Source organism: Arsenicicoccus sp. oral taxon 190 (assembly GCF_001189535.1).
In the GTDB taxonomy this organism is placed as follows: Bacteria; Actinomycetota; Actinomycetes; order Actinomycetales; family Dermatophilaceae; genus Arsenicicoccus.
Window position 1 is genome coordinate 2,393,277 of record NZ_CP012070.1, and the last position, 19,811, is coordinate 2,413,087.

General features: G+C 71.7%; 17 protein-coding genes. 13 read left to right on the forward strand and 4 right to left on the reverse strand.

Annotated features, from left to right (window positions below):
- The 11 genes from ADJ73_RS11075 (at nucleotide 1) to ADJ73_RS11125 (ending at nucleotide 14,524) form a co-directional block, all read left to right on the forward strand.
- Nucleotides 1–1,062: an ABC transporter permease gene (locus ADJ73_RS11075; RefSeq protein WP_082176937.1), complete on the forward strand. Its 1,062-nt coding sequence runs from the start codon at nucleotides 1–3 to the stop codon at nucleotides 1,060–1,062.
- Nucleotides 1,059–3,212: an ABC transporter ATP-binding protein gene (locus ADJ73_RS11080; RefSeq protein ID WP_050348309.1), complete on the forward strand. Its 2,154-nt coding sequence runs from the start codon at nucleotides 1,059–1,061 to the stop codon at nucleotides 3,210–3,212. Before ADJ73_RS11075 ends, ADJ73_RS11080 begins: the two co-directional genes overlap by 4 nt.
- Before the next feature lie 15 nt (nucleotides 3,213–3,227).
- On the forward strand, nucleotides 3,228–4,952 hold the full coding sequence (locus ADJ73_RS11085) for an ABC transporter family substrate-binding protein (RefSeq protein ID WP_050348310.1): 1,725 nt from the start codon (nucleotides 3,228–3,230) through the stop codon (nucleotides 4,950–4,952).
- Nucleotides 4,953–5,361: 409 nt separating this feature from the next.
- Entirely contained in the window at nucleotides 5,362–8,064 is a 2,703-nt protein-coding gene (gene alaS, locus ADJ73_RS11090; RefSeq protein WP_050348311.1) for an alanine--tRNA ligase, read from the forward strand.
- A gap of 10 nt (nucleotides 8,065–8,074) precedes the next feature.
- Nucleotides 8,075–8,761, forward strand: coding sequence for a Holliday junction resolvase RuvX (ruvX, locus tag ADJ73_RS11095; protein WP_253272553.1), 687 nt, complete (start codon nucleotides 8,075–8,077; stop codon nucleotides 8,759–8,761).
- Nucleotides 8,758–9,903: an endolytic transglycosylase MltG gene (gene mltG / locus ADJ73_RS11100; protein WP_050348312.1), complete on the forward strand. Its 1,146-nt coding sequence runs from the start codon at nucleotides 8,758–8,760 to the stop codon at nucleotides 9,901–9,903. The genes ruvX and mltG overlap by 4 nt, the downstream gene beginning before the upstream one ends.
- Nucleotides 9,897–10,712 (forward strand): shikimate dehydrogenase, encoded by an 816-nt coding sequence (locus tag ADJ73_RS11105; protein ID WP_253272554.1) that lies wholly within the window; start codon nucleotides 9,897–9,899, stop codon nucleotides 10,710–10,712. The genes mltG and ADJ73_RS11105 overlap by 7 nt, the downstream gene beginning before the upstream one ends.
- An 18-nt stretch (nucleotides 10,713–10,730) precedes the next feature.
- Entirely contained in the window at nucleotides 10,731–11,954 is a 1,224-nt protein-coding gene (gene aroC / locus ADJ73_RS11110; RefSeq protein ID WP_050348313.1) for a chorismate synthase, read from the forward strand.
- Complete coding sequence (locus ADJ73_RS17325; RefSeq protein ID WP_216593630.1) at nucleotides 11,951–12,946, forward strand: shikimate kinase; 996 nt, start codon at nucleotides 11,951–11,953, stop codon at nucleotides 12,944–12,946. The genes aroC and ADJ73_RS17325 overlap by 4 nt, the downstream gene beginning before the upstream one ends.
- Nucleotides 12,943–14,046: a 3-dehydroquinate synthase gene (gene aroB / locus ADJ73_RS11120; RefSeq protein ID WP_050348314.1), complete on the forward strand. Its 1,104-nt coding sequence runs from the start codon at nucleotides 12,943–12,945 to the stop codon at nucleotides 14,044–14,046. Before ADJ73_RS17325 ends, aroB begins: the two co-directional genes overlap by 4 nt.
- A 94-nt stretch (nucleotides 14,047–14,140) precedes the next feature.
- Nucleotides 14,141–14,524 carry a nuclear transport factor 2 family protein gene (locus tag ADJ73_RS11125; protein WP_050348315.1) on the forward strand — a complete coding sequence of 128 codons (384 nt, stop codon included), beginning with the start codon at nucleotides 14,141–14,143 and terminating at the stop codon, nucleotides 14,522–14,524.
- Nucleotides 14,525–14,611: 87 nt separating this feature from the next.
- On the opposite strand, the gene ADJ73_RS11130 is transcribed toward ADJ73_RS11125, so the two are convergent.
- Nucleotides 14,612–15,271, reverse strand: a complete 660-nt coding sequence (locus ADJ73_RS11130) for a response regulator (RefSeq protein ID WP_253272555.1) — start codon at nucleotides 15,269–15,271, stop codon at nucleotides 14,612–14,614.
- Complete coding sequence (locus ADJ73_RS17580) at nucleotides 15,268–16,470, reverse strand: sensor histidine kinase (RefSeq protein ID WP_050348316.1); 1,203 nt, start codon at nucleotides 16,468–16,470, stop codon at nucleotides 15,268–15,270. The genes ADJ73_RS11130 and ADJ73_RS17580 overlap by 4 nt, the downstream gene beginning before the upstream one ends.
- 131 nt (nucleotides 16,471–16,601) lie before the next feature.
- Here ADJ73_RS17580 and ADJ73_RS11140 point away from each other — a divergent pair, with 131 nt between their 5' ends.
- Both ADJ73_RS11140 and ADJ73_RS11145 read left to right on the forward strand, forming a co-directional pair.
- Nucleotides 16,602–17,513 (forward strand): ABC transporter ATP-binding protein, encoded by a 912-nt coding sequence (locus ADJ73_RS11140; protein WP_172669722.1) that lies wholly within the window; start codon nucleotides 16,602–16,604, stop codon nucleotides 17,511–17,513.
- A complete protein-coding gene (locus ADJ73_RS11145) occupies nucleotides 17,510–18,331 on the forward strand; it encodes an ABC transporter permease (RefSeq protein ID WP_050348317.1) in 822 nt (273 codons plus the stop codon). Before ADJ73_RS11140 ends, ADJ73_RS11145 begins: the two co-directional genes overlap by 4 nt.
- 77 nt (nucleotides 18,332–18,408) lie before the next feature.
- Here the strand turns inward: ADJ73_RS11145 and ADJ73_RS11150 are convergent, their stop codons facing one another.
- A complete protein-coding gene (locus ADJ73_RS11150; protein ID WP_050348318.1) occupies nucleotides 18,409–18,636 on the reverse strand; it encodes a sulfurtransferase TusA family protein in 228 nt (75 codons plus the stop codon).
- A 28-nt stretch (nucleotides 18,637–18,664) separates the two neighbouring features.
- Nucleotides 18,665–19,780, reverse strand: coding sequence for a YeeE/YedE family protein (locus ADJ73_RS11155; RefSeq protein WP_050348319.1), 1,116 nt, complete (start codon nucleotides 19,778–19,780; stop codon nucleotides 18,665–18,667).
- Nucleotides 19,781–19,811: the final 31 nt, after the last annotated feature.

Here is a 19,811-nt window from a genome sequence, read left to right on the forward strand (position 1 = left end):
ATGACCGACCAGCCCCGCGGCCGAGACCGCGTCGACACCACCCCCGGTCGGCTGGCATCCGACCCCACCGTCTCCGTGACCGACCCGACGGGCAAGGAGGACGTCCTCGCGGCTCATGCCGGCACGCTGGCGAACGCCGGCTCCAACCCGGTAGGCCCTGGACCCGGCGCGGTCCTGGACGCGGCCGCCACCGAGGGTGACGTTGCCATCACAGGCAAGGCGTCCCTGATCCTCAGGAGGCTGCTGCGCAACAAGGGCGCCGTGATCGGGCTCGTGATGCTGCTGGTCGCGCTGCTCTTCTCGGTGCTCGGCAACCTGCCCAACAAGTGGCAGTACGACGACCAGGACCTGCTCAACATCGGTATGCCCCCGTCACCGGACCACTGGTTCGGGACCAACGTCGGCGGGGTCGACCTCTACGCCATGATCGTGCGCGGGACCGGCAAGTCGCTCATGATCGCGGCCGTCGTGGGCGTCGTCGCCCCGATCATCGCTGCTATCTACGGCACCGCCATCGCTTTCTGGGGCGGCAGGCGCGAGAAGGCGGGCATGTGGCTGCTGGACATGCTCCTGCTCATGCCGACCTTCTTGCTCATCGCAGTCTTCATGGGGCAGTTCGGGGGCAACGCGCTCGTCCTCGCGGTGCTGCTGACCCTGCTCGGCTGGATGGGGATGGCCCGCGTGATCCGCGCGACCACCCAGTCGTTGCGAGAGCGGGAGTTCGTCCAGGCCGCGCGCTACATGGGGGTCTCCGACCTGCAGATCATCCGTCGACACATCATCCCCAACATCGGCTCCTACCTGATCCTGCAGATCGTCCTCGGAACCTTCGGAGCGATCATCCTCGAGACCGCGCTGTCCTTCCTCGGCGTCGGCGTCCGTCCCCCGGACGTGTCCCTCGGCATGCTCATCGGCCAGTCGTCGAGCCAGCTGTCCGGCTACCCGTGGATGTTCTGGGCGCCCACCCTGGCGCTGCAGTGGATCACGGTCGCGCTCGCCCTGGTGGGCGACGGCATGCGGGACGCACTCGACCCCAACTCGAAGTCAGGTGGCACGGCATGAGCCCCGCAACCAGTCAGCACCTGCGTGGTGACCAGGCCCCCGTCCTCTCCGTCCGAGACCTGCACGTTCGTTTCCCGTCCGAGGCGGGGTCGGTCCATGCCGTGCGCGGGGTCGACCTGGACCTCTACCCCGGCAAGGTCCTGGCCATCGTGGGGGAGTCCGGCTCCGGCAAGTCCGTGACGTCGCTCGCCGTCATGGGCCTGCTGCCCGACTCTGCCCGCGTCGACGGGTCCATCAGCTACAACGGCAAAGAGCTGCTGGGGCTGTCGGACAAGGAGATGAGCCGCCACCGCGGCTCGGACATCGCGATGATCTTCCAGGACCCGCTGTCCTCGCTGACCCCCGTCTTCACGGTCGGCGACCAGATCATCGAGGCCCTGCAGGCCCACGGCGAGATCGGCGCGAAGGCCGCGCGGGAGCGGGCGATCCACCTCCTGGAGCTCGTGGGCATCCCCAGCCCGGGGACACGGGTGGACTCCTATCCCCACGAGTTCTCCGGCGGCATGCGCCAGCGGGTGGTCATCGCGATCGCCATCGCCAACAACCCTCGCGTGATCATCGCCGACGAGCCCACCACAGCCCTCGACGTGACGATCCAGGCTCAGATCCTCGACGTGCTCAAGGTGGCCCAGCAGGAGACCGGCGCCGCCGTCATCATGATCACCCACGACCTGGGTGTCGTGGCGGGTCTGGCCGACGAGGTCATGGTGATGTATGCCGGCCGACCCGTGGAGCTGGGACCCGTGGCCGAGGTGTACCACCGGCCCCGGATGCCCTACACCGTGGGACTGCTGGGTTCGATCCCGCGCATCAACCGGAAGGTCAAGACTGCCCTCGTCCCCATCGAAGGCACCCCGCCCAACCTGTTGCACGAACCGACCGGCTGCACCTTCGCCACCCGCTGCCCCATCGCGAGCGACGAGTGCCGGCGCGGGGAACCGCCCCTCGAGGCGGTCGCGCCCGGTCACCTCGCGGCGTGCGTCAAGAAGCATCGCTTCGGCGAGGGGACCGACGTCACCGACATCTACCCCGTCCCGCCGCTGCCCCAGTCGTCGCTGGACCGGACCCCCCGCGGCGAGCGTCGGACGGTCCTGAAGGTGACCGACCTCAAGAAGCACTTCCCGCTGATGAAGGGCTCGCTGTTCAAGCGTCGGGTCGGCACGGTCAAGGCGGTCGACGGGTTGTCCTTCGACGTCCGCGAGGGCGAGTGCCTCGCCGTCGTGGGCGAGTCCGGGTGCGGCAAGACGACCACCCTCCTCGAGATCATGGAGATGTCTCCCAGGGCGGAGGGTCGCGTCGAGGTCTTCGGTCGGTCTGCACAGGACGGCGCCCGGCGCGCCGACGTCAAGGCGCTGCGCCGCGACATACAGCTGGTCTTCCAGGACCCCATGGGGGCTCTCGACCCCCGCTTCACGGTCTTCGAGGTGATCGCCGAGCCGTTGCAGACGCATGGGATGAAGGACGAGGACGTGAAGGGAAGGGTGCGCGAGCTGATGCGCACGGTCGGCCTCATGCCCGACCACATCAACCGCTTCCCAGGGCAGTTCTCCGGTGGGCAGCGTCAGCGGATCGGCATCGCCCGCGCCCTGGCACTCAACCCCAAGGTGCTGATCCTGGACGAGCCCGTGTCGGCCCTGGACGTATCGATCCAGGCCGGTGTCATCAACCTGCTGGACACGCTCAAGGCCGACCTGGGGATCTCCTACCTCTTCGTCGCCCACGACCTGTCGGTGGTACGCCACATCGGTGACCGCGTGGCCGTCATGTACCTCGGCAAGATCGTGGAGATCGGGGACGTGGACGAGGTCTTCGACCGTCCCACCCACCCGTACACACGCGCGTTGTTGTCCGCAATCCCCATCCCGGACCCCGACGTCGAACGCTCCCGTGAGCGGATCCTGCTCACGGGCGACCTCCCCAGCCCGCTCGATCGGCCCGAAGGGTGCGACTTCGCCACCCGTTGCCCGGTCTTTGCGCTGCTGCCGGAAGACAAGCGGCAACGATGCCGCACCGAGGAGCCGCCCCTGATCCCCGTGGGGTCGGCCGATCACCAACAGGCCTGCTTCTTCCCCGAGGAGGAGCTCGCCACCACGCACTCCGGTGCGTCCGCTGCGGAGGCTGCCGGCGCCATCGACCGGCTCTCATCCTGAAAGGAAACCCATCCCATGAAGACTCGCAAGATCTACGGCGCACTGGCCGTCGCGCTCACCGCCACGATCGCTGTCGGGGGCTGCTCCGCGAGCAAGACGACGAGCTCCTCGTCCACGGTCGAGAAGCAGGACTCCTCGGAGGCGTCCAAGCTCGTCAACGTCAACAAGCAGGACCGTGGCAACCTGGATCAAGGTGGCACGCTGACCCTCTCGATCGCGCAGATGCCGGTCAACTGGAACACCAAGAACGGCGACGGCAACCTCAGCGAGATCAGCTCGATGCTGCAGGCGACCGACCCGATGCTCTTCAACTACGCGCCCGACGGCACGGTCAGCAACAACCCTGACTTCCTGGAGAAGATGCCCGAGGTCAAGGAGGACGGTGGGAAGGAGACCGTCACCTACACCCTCAACCCCAAGGCGACCTGGAACGACGGCTCCAAGATCGACGCCAGCGCCTTCGAGGCCACGTGGAAGTCCCAGCGCGCGCCGATGGACAAGGAGGGCTACAACAACATCACCAACGCGGGCTACGAGGACATCGAGAAGGTCGTCAAGGGCTCGGGCGACAACCAGGTGGTCGTCACCTTCAAGAAGCGCTTCTACCCGGTCGCCGAGGTCTTCAAGTCGCTCGTGCACCCCAAGGTCGGCAACGACCCGAAGGTCTTCAACGAGGGTTTCACCAACGACCAGGTGCACAACGAGTGGCGTGCCAACGCCTTCGTCATCGACAAGGTGGACGCGACCAACAAGACGGTCACCCTGGTGCCCAACCCGAAGTGGTGGGGCGAGAAGCCGATGCTCGACAAGATCATCTATCGCCAGATGGAGGACTCGGCCGAGATCCCGGCCTTCAAGAACAACGAGCTCGACGCGGTGGGGGTCGCCAACAAGTCGCGCTACCAGCAGATCCAGGGCGCGAACGGGCTCGACATCCGCCGCGGCCAGCGGCTGGCGGACGTCGTGTACAACTTCAACTCCAAGTCGCAGGGCCTGGCTGACGTCAACGTCCGCAAGGCGCTGTGGCAGGCCTTCGACCGGACCGAGTGGAAGAAGATCCGGTACGACGGGCTCAACTGGAGCGAGAAGGACCTCGGCTCCAACATGTACTTCGCCTTCCAGCCGGAGTACCAGGACAACTTCCCGGTCAAGGCGTCGCCGGCCGAGGCCCAGAAGACCCTGGAGGGCGCCGGCTACACCAAGGGCGCCGACGGATTCTTCGCCAAGGGTGGCCAGAAGCTGTCGGTGAAGTACACGTCCTTCGGCGACGACCCGGTCACGACGGCGCTCGGGCAGCTGGCCAAGAAGCAGGGCAAGGACGCGGGCATCGACGTGCAGCTCGACATCCGGCCCTCGGCCGCGTTCTCCGAGGCCATGCAGAAGAAGGACTTCGGCATCGTGCTCATGGCCTACACCCCCGACAGCAACACGCCCGTCACCTCGGTGTGCCAGCTCATGTGCTCGACCAACCCCAACAACCTGTCCTTCGCGGGCACCAAGGAGCTGGACGAGCGGATCGCCAAGCTGGGCGAGATCACGGACGGGAAGGCGCAGGCCAAGGAGATCAACGCGATCGAGAAGGAGTGGTTCACCGCCACCTACGGCACTCTGCCGGTGGCCAGCGGCCCGGTCATCACGGCCTACCGCAAGGGCATCTCCAACATCGGCCCCCAGCTCTTCCAGAGCCTCAACATGCACTGGGAGAACGTCGGCTGGCAGAAGGGCACGAAGAAGGGCTGACAGCGAGGCCCGCCGCCCTCTCGCAGGTCACGAGACCAGCGTCGACCGGGCCTGCTGCGCCGCCTGTCCCGAGTCCCCCGCCACGTTCCCGTGGCGGGGGCCTCGGCGCGCTCGGGGCGCCGTGCACGGACGCGGTAGGGTGGGGAGCCGACGTCCCGACCAGCGGAGGTGAGACCGGTGGCCCCCGGCAGCACGAGCGGTCCGCAGCCGCTGCGGCACGCCCTCACGCCCGTCGCCCGAGTGCGCTGGACCGGGCGCGTGGCGGGCCGAGCCCGAGCTATCTAGGGGCCGACGCCCCCGCTCCCGGCTGCCCGCGACCAGGGTGGCCCCTCCCTCGTCATACGACCTCCCGGGCACGTGCGCGGCACCCATGTCGGCGCCTGCCCCCTGGTGAAAAGGACTGACACTCATGGAAACCGCGGAGATCCGCCGCCGCTGGCTCGCGTTCTTCGAGAGCAGGGGACACACCGTCGTCCCCAGCGCCCCGCTGCTCTACGACGACCCCAACCTGCTCTTCGTCAACGCCGGCATGGTCCCCTTCAAGCCCTACTTCCTGGGCCAGGAGACCGCCCCCTACAAGCGCGCCACCAGCGTGCAGAAGTGCGTGCGCACCGGTGACATCGAGGAGGTCGGCAAGACCACCCGTCACGGCACGTTCTTCCAGATGAACGGCAACTTCTCGTTCGGGGACTACTTCAAGAAGAAGGCCATCAAGTACGCCTGGGAGTTCGTCACCGGGCGCCAGGAGGACGGCTTCCTCGGCTTCGACCCGGACAAGGTGTGGGTCACGGTGCTCGGGCCCGGCTTCCACCCGGACTACCCCGAGGGCGACAAGGAGGCCTACGACCACTGGATCTCCGTCGGCGTGCCGGCCGAGCGCATCCAGGGCCGCAGCCTCAAGGACAACTACTGGCACATGGGCGTCGAGGGCCCGGGCGGCCCCTGCTCGGAGATCTACATCGACCGCGGCCCGGAGTTCGGCGCCGACGGCGGCCCCGAGGCCGACGAGGACCGCTTCCTGGAGATCTGGAACCTCGTCTTCCAGACCGAGGAGATCACCGACGTCAAGGCCAAGGACGACTTCCGCGTCGTCGGCCCGCTGCCGGCCAAGAACATCGACACCGGCATGGGTCTGGAGCGCGTGGCCTTCCTGCTGCAGGGCGTCGACAACCTCTACGAGATCGACGAGGTCTATCCCGTCATCGAGCGGGCCGAGGCGATCTCGGGCCGCACGTATGGCGCCGACGCCGGCGACGACGTGCGCTTCCGCGTCGTGGCCGACCACGTCCGCTCCTCGCTGATGCTCATCGGCGACGGCGTCACCCCCGGCAACGAGGGCCGTGGCTACGTCCTGCGCCGGCTGCTGCGCCGCGCGGTGCGCTCGATGCGCCTGCTCGGCGTGACCACGCCCGCCCTGCCGGAGCTGCTGCCGGTGTCGATGGAGCAGATGAGCAAGTCCTATCCCGAGCTGAAGCGCGACTTCTCGCGCATCAGCCAGATCGCGTACGCCGAGGAGGAGGCCTTCCGCCGCACCCTCACCAGCGGCACCACGATCCTGGACTCCGCCGTCTCCCAGGCGAAGTCGTCGGGTGCGCGGGTGCTGGGCGGCGACAAGGCCTTCCAGCTGCACGACACCTACGGCTTCCCGATCGACCTGACCCTGGAGATGGCGGCCGAGCAGGGCCTGTCCGTCGACGAGGAGGGCTTCCGCCGCCTCATGGGCGAGCAGCGGGCGCGGGCGAAGGCCGACGCGAAGGCCAAGAAGCAGGGCCACGGCGACGCGCACGCCTACCGCGAGGTCGCCGACTCCATCGGCCACGCCGTGGAGTTCACGGGCTACGACGAGGTCCGCTCCGAGGCGCGCGTCTCCGGCCTGATCATCGACGGGGAGGTGGCGCCCGCCGCCGCGGCCGGTCAGGACGTCGAGCTGGTGCTGGACCGCACCCCGTTCTACGCCGAGGGCGGCGGCCAGCTCGCCGACGGCGGGCGGATCGAGCTCGACAACGGCGCCGTCATCGAGGTCCGCGACGTCCAGTCGCCGATCCGCGGGCTGATCGTGCACAAGGCCACCGTCGTGTCCGGGGAGGTCGCGCCCGGCCTGGCCGCGCACGCGCTCGTGGACCTGCAGCGTCGCCGCGCGATCAGTCGCGCCCACACGGCAACCCACATGGTGCACAAGGCGATCCGCGAGGCGCTCGGTGACACCGCCACCCAGGCGGGGTCCGAGAACGCCCCCGGCCGTTTCCGGTTCGACTTCAACGCGACGTCGGCCGTGCCGGTCTCCGTCCTCGGGGAGGTCGAGTCCAAGGTCAACACCATGCTGCTCGAGGACCTCGAGGTCCGCGCGGACGTGATGACCCAGGAGGAGGCGGTCGCCTCCGGCGCGATGGCGCTCTTCGGCGAGAAGTACGGCAACGAGGTCCGCGTCATCTCCGTCGGCGAGTGGGCCCGCGAGCTCTGCGGCGGCACCCACGCCCAGCGCTCCGGCCAGCTCGGCGTCGTCAAGCTGCTGGGCGAGGCCTCCATCGGCTCCGGCGTGCGCCGCGTCGAGGCGCTCGTCGGCTCGGACGCCTACGACTTCCTCGCCCGCGAGGCCGCGATCGTCGGTCAGCTCACCGGTGACCTCAAGGTCCGCAGCGAGGAGCTCCCGGAGCGCGTCTCCTCGATCCTCGGCAAGCTCAAGGACGCCGAGCGGGAGATCCAGCAGCTGCGCCAGCAGCAGGCGCTGGCCAAGGCCGGGCAGCTCGCCTCCCAGGCCAAGGACGTGTATGGCGTCAGCTTCATCGGTCACCACGCGGACGGGCTGGGGGCCGACGACCTGCGCGCCCTCGTGCTCGACCTGCGGGGCCGCCTCGGTGCGGACCGGCCCGGCGTCGTCGCGGCGGCCACCGAGGCCAAGGGCCGGCCGGTGGTCATCGTCGCCACCAACGAGCGCGCCCGCGAGTGGGGCATCAAGGCCGGCGACCTGGTCCGCGTGGCCGCCCAGACCCTCGGCGGCGGGGGCGGCGGCAAGGACGACCTCGCCCAGGGAGGCGGCCAGGACGCGGGCAAGATCGACGAGGCCCTCACCCAGGTGGAGTGGACCGTCGGCGCCCGGGCCACCCAGCGCTGAGCCGACGCCGGTGGACCAGCACGAGCCGCCCGTGGGCCGGGACGACGAGACCGTCGCCCCGGCCCACGGTGGTGCGGCCCACGGTGGTGCGGCTCGCGGCATACGGCTGGGTGTGGACGTGGGCACCGTGCGCGTGGGCGTGGCCCGCAGCGACCCGGACGGGCTGATCGCCACGCCCGAGGCCACCGTGGCCCACGTGCCCGGCCGTCACGACGACGTCGCCGCCGTCGCGCGGCTCGCCGCCGAGCTCGAGGCGTCCGTCGTCTACGTCGGGCTGCCACGCACCCTCGCGGGCCTGGAGGGCGAGTCGGCGCGTCGGGCGCGCGAGTTCGCCCTGGCTCTCCTAGGCTCGGTGCGTTCCGGCCAGGGCCGTCGACCCGAGGTCCGCCTCGTCGACGAACGGCTCACGACCGTGGACGCCGCACGACAGCTCCGCGACAGCGGGCGCCGGGCCAAGGCCCAGCGTCAGGTCATCGACCAGGCCGCCGCGGTGCTGATCCTCCAGGTGGCGCTCGACCACGAACGCGCCACCGGGAGGCCAGCCGGCACGTCGCCCGACGCGCCCGGTGACCAGACGGGACAGGCCGGCGCCGGCGAGGCCCCCAGGCGCCGCAAGCCGCGGCACCGGGGCCGCACCAGCCCGGCCGGCCAGCCCGCCGCACCGGCGGCCCCCGACCAGAAGGACAGCAGCCCGTGAGCGACCAGCACCTGAGCGACTCGATCTTTGGGGGACAGGGGGGCGACGACGCTCACCGGCGCCCGACGGGTGGGGGCGCCTCCCGCCCACCGCACCGGCGGCGCCGCGGACCGGTCTTCCTGCTCGTCGCCCTGCTTGTGCTGGCAGCCGCGCTGGCGGCGGCCGGGCTCGTCCTCAAGCCCATGGTCGAGAGCTTCCGCAGCGGCGCGGACTACACCGCCGCCGACGCCACCGGCAAGAAGGTCACCGTCACCGTCCAGGAGAAGGCCAACGGCACCGCCATCGGCGAGATGCTGCAGCAGGCCGGCGTCATCAAGTCCGTGAAGGCCTTCGTGGCCGCCGCCAAGGACGACCCGCGCTCGCAGGCCATCCAGCCCGGGGACTACGCCATCGCCCAGCACATCCCCGCCAAGGATGCCGTCGCCTACCTGGCCGACCCCAAGAACCGCGTCGTCAAGCGGGTCACGGTGCCCGAGGGCATGCGCGCCAGTGAGGTCTACGCTCTGCTGTCCAAGGCCTCGGGGCTCCCGGTCGCCGACTACCAGAAGGCCGCCAAGGACGCCGCCGCGCTCGGCCTGCCGGCCTCCGCCAAGGGCAACGTCGAGGGCTACCTCTTCCCCTCGTCCTACGAGTTCAAGGCAAAGAGCACCGCCACGCAGCAGCTCGCCACCATGGTCGCCAAGACCAAGGACGTGCTGACCCAGCTGGGCGTCTCCGACGACAAGGCCGAGCGCGCCATCATCGTGGCCAGCATCGTCGAGTCGGAGTCGCGCCTCGACGCCGACCGCGGCAAGGTCGCGCGGGTCCTGGAGAACCGCCTCGCCGCGCCGATGCGGCTGCAGCTCGACTCCACCGTCGCCTACGCCACCGGCAAGCGCGTCATCACCACCACCGACGCCGAGCGCGCCCAGGTCAACGGCTACAACACCTACACCCGCGACGGGCTGCCCGTCGGACCGATCGGCAACCCCGGCGAGGCCTCGATCAAGGCCGCCGTCAACCCCACCCCCGGGCCCTGGCTCTACTTCGTCACCATCGACCCCGCGACCGGCGAGACGGTGTTCAGCGAGACCAAGGCCCAGCACGACCAGGCGGTGCTGCGATTCCAGGCATGGTGCCAGGCCCACAAGGGCCAGTGCTGAGAGCGGCTGTCCTCGGCTCGCCGGTGGCGCACTCGCTGTCGCCGGCCATGCACCGCGCGGCCTACGCCCACCTCGGCCTGACCGACTGGCGCTACGACCGCCGCGAGTGCCGCGAGCCGGAGCTCGCACCGTTGCTGGCCTCCCTCGACGAGACCTGGCGGGGGCTGTCGCTCACGATGCCGCTCAAGGAGGAGGCCGCCCGGCTGGCCACCACCGTCGACGCGGTGGCGCAGGAGGTCGGCGGCGCCAACACCCTCGTGCGACGCCCGGACGACGGGTGGGACGCCTACAACACCGACGTGCACGGCATCTCGCAGGCCCTGCGGGCGGCGGGCATCACGGACGTCGAGAGCGTGCTGCTGCTCGGCTCGGGGGCGACGGCACGGTCGGTGATCGCCGCCGTGGCCCAGATGGGGGCCACGCTCGTGACCTTCGCGACGCGTTCGGGGACGCGCCCGGAGACGCTGGCCTACGCCCGCTCCCTGGGGCTGGTCGCTCCCGAGGCGGACCTGGACCAGGTCGCCGCCCGCGTGCCCCGGCACGACCTCCTCGTCAACACCCTGCCCGGCACGGCCGCGGACCCTGTCGCGGCGACGTTGGCCGACCTGCGGCCGCTTCCCGCACTCTTCGAGGTGGTCTACGAAGGGTGGCCGACCGCGCTCGCCCGTACCTTCGCCGCCGCGGGGTCCCCCGTGGCCTCCGGCCTCGACATGCTCGCGCACCAGGCCGCCCGGCAGGTCGAGCTCATGACCGGCCGTAGCGTGCCCGCCGCGGTGCTGCTGGACGCCGCACGCAGCGCCCTCGGCTGACGTGGCAGGATCGACGCCATGCTGCGTTGGTTGACTGCCGGTGAGTCCCACGGCCCCGCCCTGGCGGCCACGATCGAGGGTCTCCCCGCGGGTGTCCGGGTGACGAGCGCCGACATCGCGGACGCCCTGGCGCGCCGCCGGCTCGGTCACGGCCGCGGCGCCCGGCAGAAGTTCGAGCAGGACGTCGTCACGATCGTCGGCGGGCTGCGCCACGGCGAGACCCTCGGCAGCCCCGTGGCCCTCACCATCGGCAACTCCGAGTGGCCCAAGTGGCAGACCGTCATGAGTCCGGACCCCGTGACCGAGCAGGACTACGCGGCCAGCGACGACGTCAACGCGCCCAAGGAGATCGCCCGCAACAAGCCGCTCACCCGGCCCCGCCCCGGCCACGCCGACCTGGTCGGCATGCAGAAGTACGCCTTCGAGGACGCCCGGCCCGTGCTCGAGCGGGCCAGCGCCCGCGAGACGGCGGCCCGCGTGGCCCTCGGCGCGATCGCCGCCGCGCTGCTGGAGCAGGCCTACGGCATACGGCTCGTGTCCCACACCGTCGCGATCGGGCAGGCCGGGGTGGCCGACGACGCACCGGTCCCCGGCCCCGACGACGTCGCCGCGCTCGACGCCGACCCGGTCCGCGCCTTCGACCCGGCGGGGAGCGCCGCGATGGTCGCGGAGATCGACGCGGCCCACAAGGACGGCGACACCCTCGGCGGCGTCGTCGAGGTCGTCGCCGTCGGCCTGCCGCCCGGCCTCGGGTCGCACGTCCACTGGGACCGGCGCCTCGACGCGCGGCTCGCCGCAGCCCTGATGGGGATCCAGGCGATCAAGGGGGTCGAGGTCGGCGACGGCTTCCGCACCGCCCGCCGCCGCGGCAGCGCCGCCCACGACGAGCTCGAGCGGGACGAGCAGGGACGGATCGGGCGACGCACCAACCGCGCCGGTGGCACCGAGGGCGGCATGAGCAACGGCGACACGCTGCGCGTCCGGGCCGCGATGAAGCCGATCTCCACCGTCCCCCGGGCCCTCGACACCGTCGACGTGACCAACCCGGACGCGCAGGCCACGGCGATCCACCAGCGCTCCGACGTGTGCGCCGTGCCCGCCGCCGGGGTGGTCGCCGAGGCGATGGTGGCGCTGGTGCTGGCCGAGGCCTGCCTGGAGAAGTTCGGGGGCGACAGCGTCGCCGAGACCTCCCGCAACCTGCGCGGCTACCTCGACGCGATCCCGGACGCGATGCGCTCATGATGGTCCTCGTGGGGTTCATGGGCGCCGGGAAGTCGACCGTCGGCCGGCTCCTGGCCGACCGCTACGGCCTGCCCTTCGTCGACGCCGACGAGGCCATCGTGCAGGCCGTCGGCGTCCCCGTCCCGGAGTACTTCGCCAGCCACGGCGAGCCGGCGTTCCGCGACGTGGAGCGCAGGCTGGTCCTGCAGCTGCTCGCCGGGCCGCCGGGCGTCCTCGCGCTTGGGGGCGGAGCGCTCGGCAGCCCCGAGGTCCGCGCCGCGCTCGCGGACCACGACGTCGTGCACCTCGAGGTCGAGCTCGCCGAGGCACTGTCCCGCGCCGGCGATCCGGCCGAGCGGCCCATGCTGGCGCGCGACGACGTGCCGGAGCTCTACGACGCGCGGCAGCCCGTCTACCGCGCCGCGTCGCGGGTCGCGATCCCCACGTCCGGGCGGACGCCGGCCGAGGTGGCCGACGCCGTGGCGCGGGCACTGTCCGGGCGCACCCGGCCCCGCGTCGTCCTCGTCGGCCCCCCGGGCTCCGGCAAGACCGCGGTCGGTCGTCTGGTCGCCGAGCTGCTCGGCTGCGGCTGCGTGGAGACCGACCGGGAGGTCGAGCACGCGGCCGGCATCCCGGTGGCGGAGGTCTTCGTCGACGTGGGGGAGGCACGCTTCCGCGAGCTCGAGCGCCAGGCCACGCTGGCGGCGCTGCGCACCGACGGCGTCGTGGAGGTCGGTGGGGGAGCGATCACCGACCCGGAGATCCGGCAGGCCCTCGGCGAGCACGTCGTGGTCTTCCTCGACGTCGGGATCAGCGACGCCGCCCGACGCATCGGCTTCGACCAGTCCGCGTCCATGGTGGCGCTGCTGCCACGCCGGTCGTGGCTCAAGCACATGGAGGTCCGGCGCCCGCTCTACGCCCAGGTGGCGACGTGGACCGTCGACACGGCGGGACGCAGCGTGCAGGACGTGGCCGACCAGGTGGTCGAGCTGGTGCAGGGCGGGTCGGCATGACCGAGCCCTATGCCGCCGCCCCCGCCCCGACGGTCATCCCCGTCGGCGACAGCTACGACGTCGTGGTCGGGCGGGACGTGCTGGGGCAGGTGCCCTCGCTGCTGCGGGAGGGCACCTTGCGGGTCCTGGTGGTGGCCTCGCCCGCCGTCGCTGCCTACGCCGACCAGGTGGCCGGCGCGCTCGCGGCCGCCGCCGTGCAGGTCCACCGGGCCGAGGTGCCTGATGCCGAGAGCGCCAAGTCCGTGGACGTCCTCGCTCGGCTGTGGTCCCAGCTCGGGCAGGCTGGTTTCACCCGCACCGACGCCATCGTCTGTGTCGGGGGTGGGACGGTGACCGACCTCGGCGGTTTCGCGGCGGCATCCTGGCTGCGCGGCGTCGACGTCGTGCACGTCCCCACGACCCTGCTGGCCATGGTCGACGCGGCTGTCGGTGGCAAGACGGGCATCAACACCCCCGAGGGCAAGAATCTCGTGGGTGCCTTCCACGAGCCGCGCGGTGTGGTGTGCGACCTGTCGACCCTCAGCACCCTCCCTCGGGCCGACCTCGTCGCTGGGCTGGCCGAGGTGATCAAGGGGGGCTTCATCGCCGACCCCGTCATCCTCGACCTGATCGAGCGCGACCCCGCGGCGGCGCTCGACGTGAGTGGTCCGGTGCTGCGTGAGCTCATCGAGCGCAAGATCACCGTCAAGGCCGGCGTCGTCGCGGCCGACCTCACCGAGTCCTCCCTGCGCGAGATCCTCAACTATGGCCACACCTTCGGCCACGCCATCGAGCAGGTCGAGCACTATCGCTGGCGTCACGGGGACGCCGTCGCGGTCGGGATGGTCTACGCCGCCGAGCTGGCCTGCGCCGCAGGCCTGCTCGACCCCTCGGTCATCGCGCGCCATCGCGAGATCCTCACCTCGGTCGGTCTGCCGATCCGGTATGACGCGCCACCCCCGGCCTCCTGGCCGGCGCTCCTGACGGCGATGTCCCGCGACAAGAAGTCCCGGGGCGCCATGCTCCGTTTCGTCGCCCTGCGCGGTGTCGGCGACCCGGTGCGTCTGGAGGGGCCGCGGGAGGAGTGGCTGGAGCAGGCCTTCACCGCCGTCTGCCCCTGACCCCGAGGGCCGTATGCCGCCCGCCCCGCCCGCTCCGTCCGTTCGCGCCACGGGCGCCCGTCGCCCGGGTGCGAGCGGCACGTACGGTGGAGACATGAGTGACATCCGCTCCGCACTGCACGACCTCCTCGCCACGTCCGAACCCCTCGACGCGGTCGTGGACCGACACTTCACCGACGACTACCGGCAGCGGACCAACGGCACCTGGGACGATCGCGCCGGCTTCGTCGACCACATCCAGCACCTGGGAGAGGTCGTTCGCGATGTCGACATCACCGTCCTCGACGAGTACGACGACGGCGAGCGGTACGCAGATCGCCACGTCGTGGAGGTCACCAAGAGAGATGGCAGCACCGTCGTCCAGGAGGTCTACGTCTTGGCTCGCCGTGACACCTCTGGTCGCTTCCAGCGTCTGGAGGAGGTGACCCTCATGCTGGAGGGCGCGGAAGCGGATCGCAACATCGGCAGCGACAAGTAGCACCTCGTGGCAGGCTGCGCGGCGACCCCGCGCCGGTCTCGACGCTCGGCGCCGGCCCGGTGCCGGGGGGATGGGCGGGTGGCCCGTCTAGAGCAGCCCGGCGTCGTGCATGCGGATCGCGATCTGGACCCGGTTGTCGGCCTCGAGCTTGGTGAGCAGGTGGGTGACGTGGGACTTGACCGTGGCGACCGAGAGGTACATCGCAGCGGCGATGTCCGCGTTGGTGCGGCCCTCGCCGATGGCCGCGGCGATCTCGCGCTCGCGCGGGGTCAGCCGGGCGACCAGGCTGCTCGCGCGGTCCTGGCGCGGGTCGGAGGTGCGCGTCGACACCGCCTGGATGAGCTGCTGGGTGACGCTGGGGGAGAGCATGGGCTCGCCGGCGCGCACCCGGTGGATCGCCTGCACGATCTGGGCGGGCGGGGTGTCCTTGAGCAGGAACCCGCTGGCACCCGCGCGCAGCGCGCGCAGCACCAGGTCGTCGGCGTCGAAGGTGGTCAGCACCACGACCTCCGGGTGGTCGGGGCGGGACACGAGGTGCTCGGTGGTGGTGAGGCCGTCCTGGCGCGGCATCCGGATGTCCATGAGCACCACGTCCGGGTGGAGCTGGGCCACCAGGCTCTCGGCCTCGACGCCGTCCCCGGCCTCGCCGACGATCTCCACGGTCGCCTCGCCGCCGAGCATGAGCCGCAGCCCGGCTCGGACCAGCGCGTCGTCGTCCACGAGCAGCACCCGCACGGGTGAGGTCACGTCGCCTCCTTGGGCCACGGGAGCTCGGCGGTCATCCGGTAGCCGCCGTCGGAGGTCTCGCCGTGGGTGATGGTGCCCCCCACGATATGGGCTCGCTCGTGCAGCCCCACCAGGCCGAGACCGGCGCCGAGCAGGGGAGAGGCGGGCGAGCGCCATACGGCGACAGGGGTGTTGACGACCTCCAGCCGCAGCCGCCCCCCGGGGTGACCGGCCACCCGCACGGTGGTCTGGGCGCCGGGGGCGTGCTTGCGGACGTTGGTCAGCGCTTCCTGCAGCATGCGGTAGGCGTGCCGGCCCACCTGCGCGGGGACGCCGGCGCCGGGAGCGATCTCGTCGACCACCGTCACCGACAGCCCCGCCTGACGGGCCTGCGCCACGAGGTCCGGGATGTCGGCGAAGGTGGGTTGCGGCGCCTCGACGGACGACTCCGCGCCCCCGACCGGGGTCTGGCGCAGCACGCCGAGGATGTCGCGCAGCTCGTCGAGCGCGTCGGCCGCCGTCCGCTGGATGATGCCGGCCTCGGCGCGGACCTCCTCCGGGGGGAGGTCGGTCCGGTAGGCCACCGCCCCGGCGTGCATGGAGATCAACGAGATCCGGTGGGCGAGGACGTCGTGCATCTCCCGCGCGATCCGGCTGCGCTCGTCGATCTGGGCCTGGGAGACCCGGGCGGCCTGCTCCCGCTCGGCGGCCTCGGCGCGCCACTGCCACGTGGCGAGCAGGTCTCGGCGGGCCCCGATGTAGAGACCCCACGCGACCTGGGCGGCGAGCACGAGCACCATGGTGGCGATGTTGAGCGGCGCCGGCATCGGATCCGTCTCGCGGTAGAGCCGCGACACCGCCAGCGAGGCCATCATCGCGACCCCGCCGGCGAGGAGGATCCGCGGCCAGCGCCGCCGGGTGGCGACCGAGACCAGGGCCACCGAGGCCGTGCCGGCGCTCGACATCGACACGGCCGTCACGGCCTGCAGCAGGACCGGCACCACCACCGGGAAGCGCCGGTGCAGCGGCAGCAGCGACAGCGACAGCAGACCCACCACGACGTCCACGAGCGGCACCCAGCTCGCCAGCGGGCGCGACACCTGGGGGTCGTTCGACATCAGGAACAAGGCCGCGCCGGTCACCGCGGCCAGCAGCCCCCGCCATACGTGACCCCACAGCGTGAGGGGGGCCCACAGGTCGCGGGGCGGACGGCTGCTCATGGCAGCAGCCTAGGAGGGCGCGGCTGCCCGCGGTGCCAGCCACAGGTCGATCCGCACCTGGCCGATGGTCGAGGGCGGTATGGCGACTAGCCCGATGCCGCGCCCCGACGGTCTCGACCAGGCTGGTGCCCATGATCGAGATCGACCACCTGACCAAGAGGTACGGCGGGTTCACCGCCGTCGACGACGTGTCGTTCACGGCCCGCCCGGGCGTGGTGACCGGATTCCTCGGACCCAACGGCGCCGGCAAGTCCACCGCCATGCGCGTCATGACCGGGCTCACGCCCGCCACCTCGGGGGAGGCGCGGCTGCTCGGCCGTCGCTACCACGACCTGCCCAACCCCGCCTGCCAGGTGGGGAGCCTGCTCGACGCGTCGGCCCAGCACGTCGGGCGCACCGGCCGGGAGGTGCTGACCCTGGCGGCGATCGCCATCGGCGCCCCGCGCTCCCGGGTCGACGAGATGCTCTCCCTGGTGGGCCTGACGCCGGACGAGTCGCGGCGCCGGGTGCGCAACTACTCCCTCGGCATGCGGCAGCGGCTCGGTCTCGCCGGAGCCCTGCTCGGTGACCCCGAGGTGCTGGTGCTGGACGAGCCGGCCAACGGTCTGGACCCCCAGGGCATCCACTGGCTGCGGGGGCTGCTGCGCAGCTTTGCCGGGCAGGGCCGCACCGTGCTGCTGTCCTCCCACCTGCTGCACGAGGTCGAGCAGACAGCCGACGAGATCATCATGATCGGGCGTGGCCGGATCGTCGCCCAGGGGTCGACGCGCGAGCTGCTCGCCGGTGACGGCGTGACGGCGGCCGCCACCGACACCGCCCGGCTCGGGGACGCGCTGGAGCGCGCCGGGCTGGAGGTCACGGGTCACAACGGGGACGAGCTGACCGTCAAGGCCTCCGCCGAGCAGGTCGGGCGGGTGGCGCTGGAGGCCCAGCTGGTGCTCACGGCGCTGCGGCCCGCCCAGGGGGCCGGCCTGGAGCAGATGTTCCTGGAGCTCACCGCCGACGACGCCCGCGGCACCGCCGGGACGGAGGTGGCGGCATGAGCACCGCGACCCGGGCCGACGCCCCCCGCAACGACACCGGCACCGCCGCCCAGGCGGGGCCTCGCCGGGAGCCGGGCACCCGCCCCGGCATCCCCTTCGGCCGGCTGCTGCACGTCGAGCTGCGCAAGCTCGTCGACACCCGCTCGGGCCGGTGGCTGCTCATCGCCATGGGGCTCGTGACGGCAGCCGCCATCGGCTTCACGTGGTCCCTCAGCGAGCGCGAGTCGCTGACCTTCTCGACCTTCGCCGAGGCGACCACGACGCCGCAGATGATCCTGCTGCCGATCCTCGGGGTGCTCACCGCCACGTCGGAGTTCAGCCAGCGGACCGGCCTCGTCACCTTCGCGCAGGAGCCGCGGCGGCTGCGGGTGGTGCTCGCCAAGATGGCGGCCGTGTGCATCGTCGGGGTGCTGGCCATCGCTCTCGGTCTGGCGCTGGCGGCGGCGGCCAACGTCCTCGCGGGGACCTTCCAGGACGCCCCGGCGAGCTGGGACCTGCGCTGGCCCGCCGTCGGCGGGGTGCTGCTCGCGGAGCTGATCGGCGTCCTCAGCGGGCTGGGCCTCGGGCTGCTGCTGGCCAACCCGGGTTTCGCGATCGCGGCCTACTTCCTGATCCCGATGCTGCTGCCGCTCATGGCGCTGGTGTCCTGGTTGAAGGACGCCGCCCCGTGGATCGACCCCAACCCGTCGTCCCGGCAGCTGCTGTCCGGCCACATGACGGCGACCGACTGGGGCCACCTCGCCACGTCCAACGCGATCTGGACGCTCCTCCCGCTGGTGCTCGGCAGCTGGCTGCTGCTGCGACGCGAGATCAAGTAGCGGGGTGCACGACGGCGGCCGGCCGCCGCTCCGAAGGGGGGAGCGGCGGCCGGCCGTCGTCGTGCCTGCGGCGAGGGTCAGGCGGACTTCTGGACCGTGATGGTCCAGCCCGCGTCCCCGGCCCGGTCGAAGTGGGTGACCGGGTAGCCGGACTCCGCGGCCCACCGCGGCAGCGCGTCGGTGGCCTGGGTGCAGTCGAAGTTGATGATCAGCTCGTCGCCGACCTGGATCTGCTCCATCGCCTGCTTGGCCTCCACCAGCGGGAAGGGGCAGACCTGACCTTCGGTCTCGAGGGTGTACTTCACGGTGTTTCTCCTTGTGGCGGAAGGGGACTCAGGGGGTGGGGGTGAGGCGCAGCGGCCGGGCAGGGGCCTCGCCGGCGGCGTCCGCGGAGGCGTCGACCCCGCTCGCGCCGGACAGCGCGCCGTCGCGGCGGTGGGTGCCGACGAAGAACTTGGCGCCGACGCCGACGCCGAGCACCATCGCGGCCAGGGCGATCCAGCCCTGGTAGGTGAACTGGGCGGTCTGGACCATGGCGTTGCCGATGGTGCAGCCTCCGGCCAGCGAGGCGCCGACGCCCATCAGGGCACCGCCCACGACCGACCGCGTGGCCTGGCGCGCGTCGGGCACGCGGACCCGGAACTCCCCGGACGCCTTGGCGGCGACGAAGGAGCCGACGAGGATGCCGACGACGAGCCACACGCCCCAGTCGATCGAGGCGGGGTTGCCGGTCACGAGCCAGCGGGTGAGGTTGGCGGAGGGGGTGGTGATGCCGAGGCCGTCCTTGCGCCCGGCGGCGAAGCTGAGCGGCCACGCGGCGATCGCGATCAGGCCGACGACGACGGCGGTGGCGAAGGCGTGCCAGGGCTTCTCGAACAGCATGTGGGCGAGACCGCTGCGGCGGGGCGGCAGGGTCGCCATACGGGTCGAGGCGGCGCGGGTGAGGTGCCGGGCGGTCGCCCACCCCACGAGCGCGGTGAGCACCAGGACCAGGATCCAGGGGGACACGCCGAGGGTGTCGTAGAGCGTGGTCTGCGGCACGGTCAGCGCGCGCAGGCCGTCGTTGACGGGCTTGAGCGGGCCGTACTTCATGACCGCGGAGAACAGCGCGTACATCGCGAGGGCGATCCAGGACCCGACGAGCCCCTCCCCGGCGCGGTAGTAGGTGCCGGTCGCGCAGCCGCCGGCCAGCACGATCGCGACGCCGAAGATCAGCCCGCCGACGATGGTGGCGATCAGCGGCAACGGCTTGGCGGCGAGGGTGATCACGCCGAGCGCCTGCAGCGCGAAGACGCCGATGCTCTGCACCGCGACCACGATCATGAAGGCCGTGAACCAGCGGGTGTTGCGGGCGACCCACAGGTCGCGGAAGGCGCCGGTCACGCAGAAGCGGCCGCGTTGCAGGACGAGGCCGAGCAGGGCGCCGAGAAGGAGGCCGGTCAGGGCCATGGGGGTGCTCCTCAGGGGGTGGGAGGACGTC

Coding starts and splice junctions, on each gene's coding strand:
- ADJ73_RS11075 (WP_082176937.1), top strand. CDS start 1: ATGACCGACCAGCCCCGCGGCCGAGACCGCGTCGACACCACCCCCGGT.
- ADJ73_RS11080 (WP_050348309.1), top strand. CDS start 1,059: ATGAGCCCCGCAACCAGTCAGCACCTGCGTGGTGACCAGGCCCCCGTC.
- ADJ73_RS11085 (WP_050348310.1), top strand. CDS start 3,228: ATGAAGACTCGCAAGATCTACGGCGCACTGGCCGTCGCGCTCACCGCC.
- alaS (WP_050348311.1), top strand. CDS start 5,362: ATGGAAACCGCGGAGATCCGCCGCCGCTGGCTCGCGTTCTTCGAGAGC.
- aroC (WP_050348313.1), top strand. CDS start 10,731: ATGCTGCGTTGGTTGACTGCCGGTGAGTCCCACGGCCCCGCCCTGGCG.
- ADJ73_RS17325 (WP_216593630.1), top strand. CDS start 11,951: ATGATGGTCCTCGTGGGGTTCATGGGCGCCGGGAAGTCGACCGTCGGC.
- aroB (WP_050348314.1), top strand. CDS start 12,943: ATGACCGAGCCCTATGCCGCCGCCCCCGCCCCGACGGTCATCCCCGTC.
- ADJ73_RS11125 (WP_050348315.1), top strand. CDS start 14,141: ATGAGTGACATCCGCTCCGCACTGCACGACCTCCTCGCCACGTCCGAA.
- ADJ73_RS17580 (WP_050348316.1), bottom strand. CDS start 16,470: ATGAGCAGCCGTCCGCCCCGCGACCTGTGGGCCCCCCTCACGCTGTGG.
- ADJ73_RS11140 (WP_172669722.1), top strand. CDS start 16,602: ATGATCGAGATCGACCACCTGACCAAGAGGTACGGCGGGTTCACCGCC.
- ADJ73_RS11145 (WP_050348317.1), top strand. CDS start 17,510: ATGAGCACCGCGACCCGGGCCGACGCCCCCCGCAACGACACCGGCACC.
- ADJ73_RS11155 (WP_050348319.1), bottom strand. CDS start 19,780: ATGGCCCTGACCGGCCTCCTTCTCGGCGCCCTGCTCGGCCTCGTCCTG.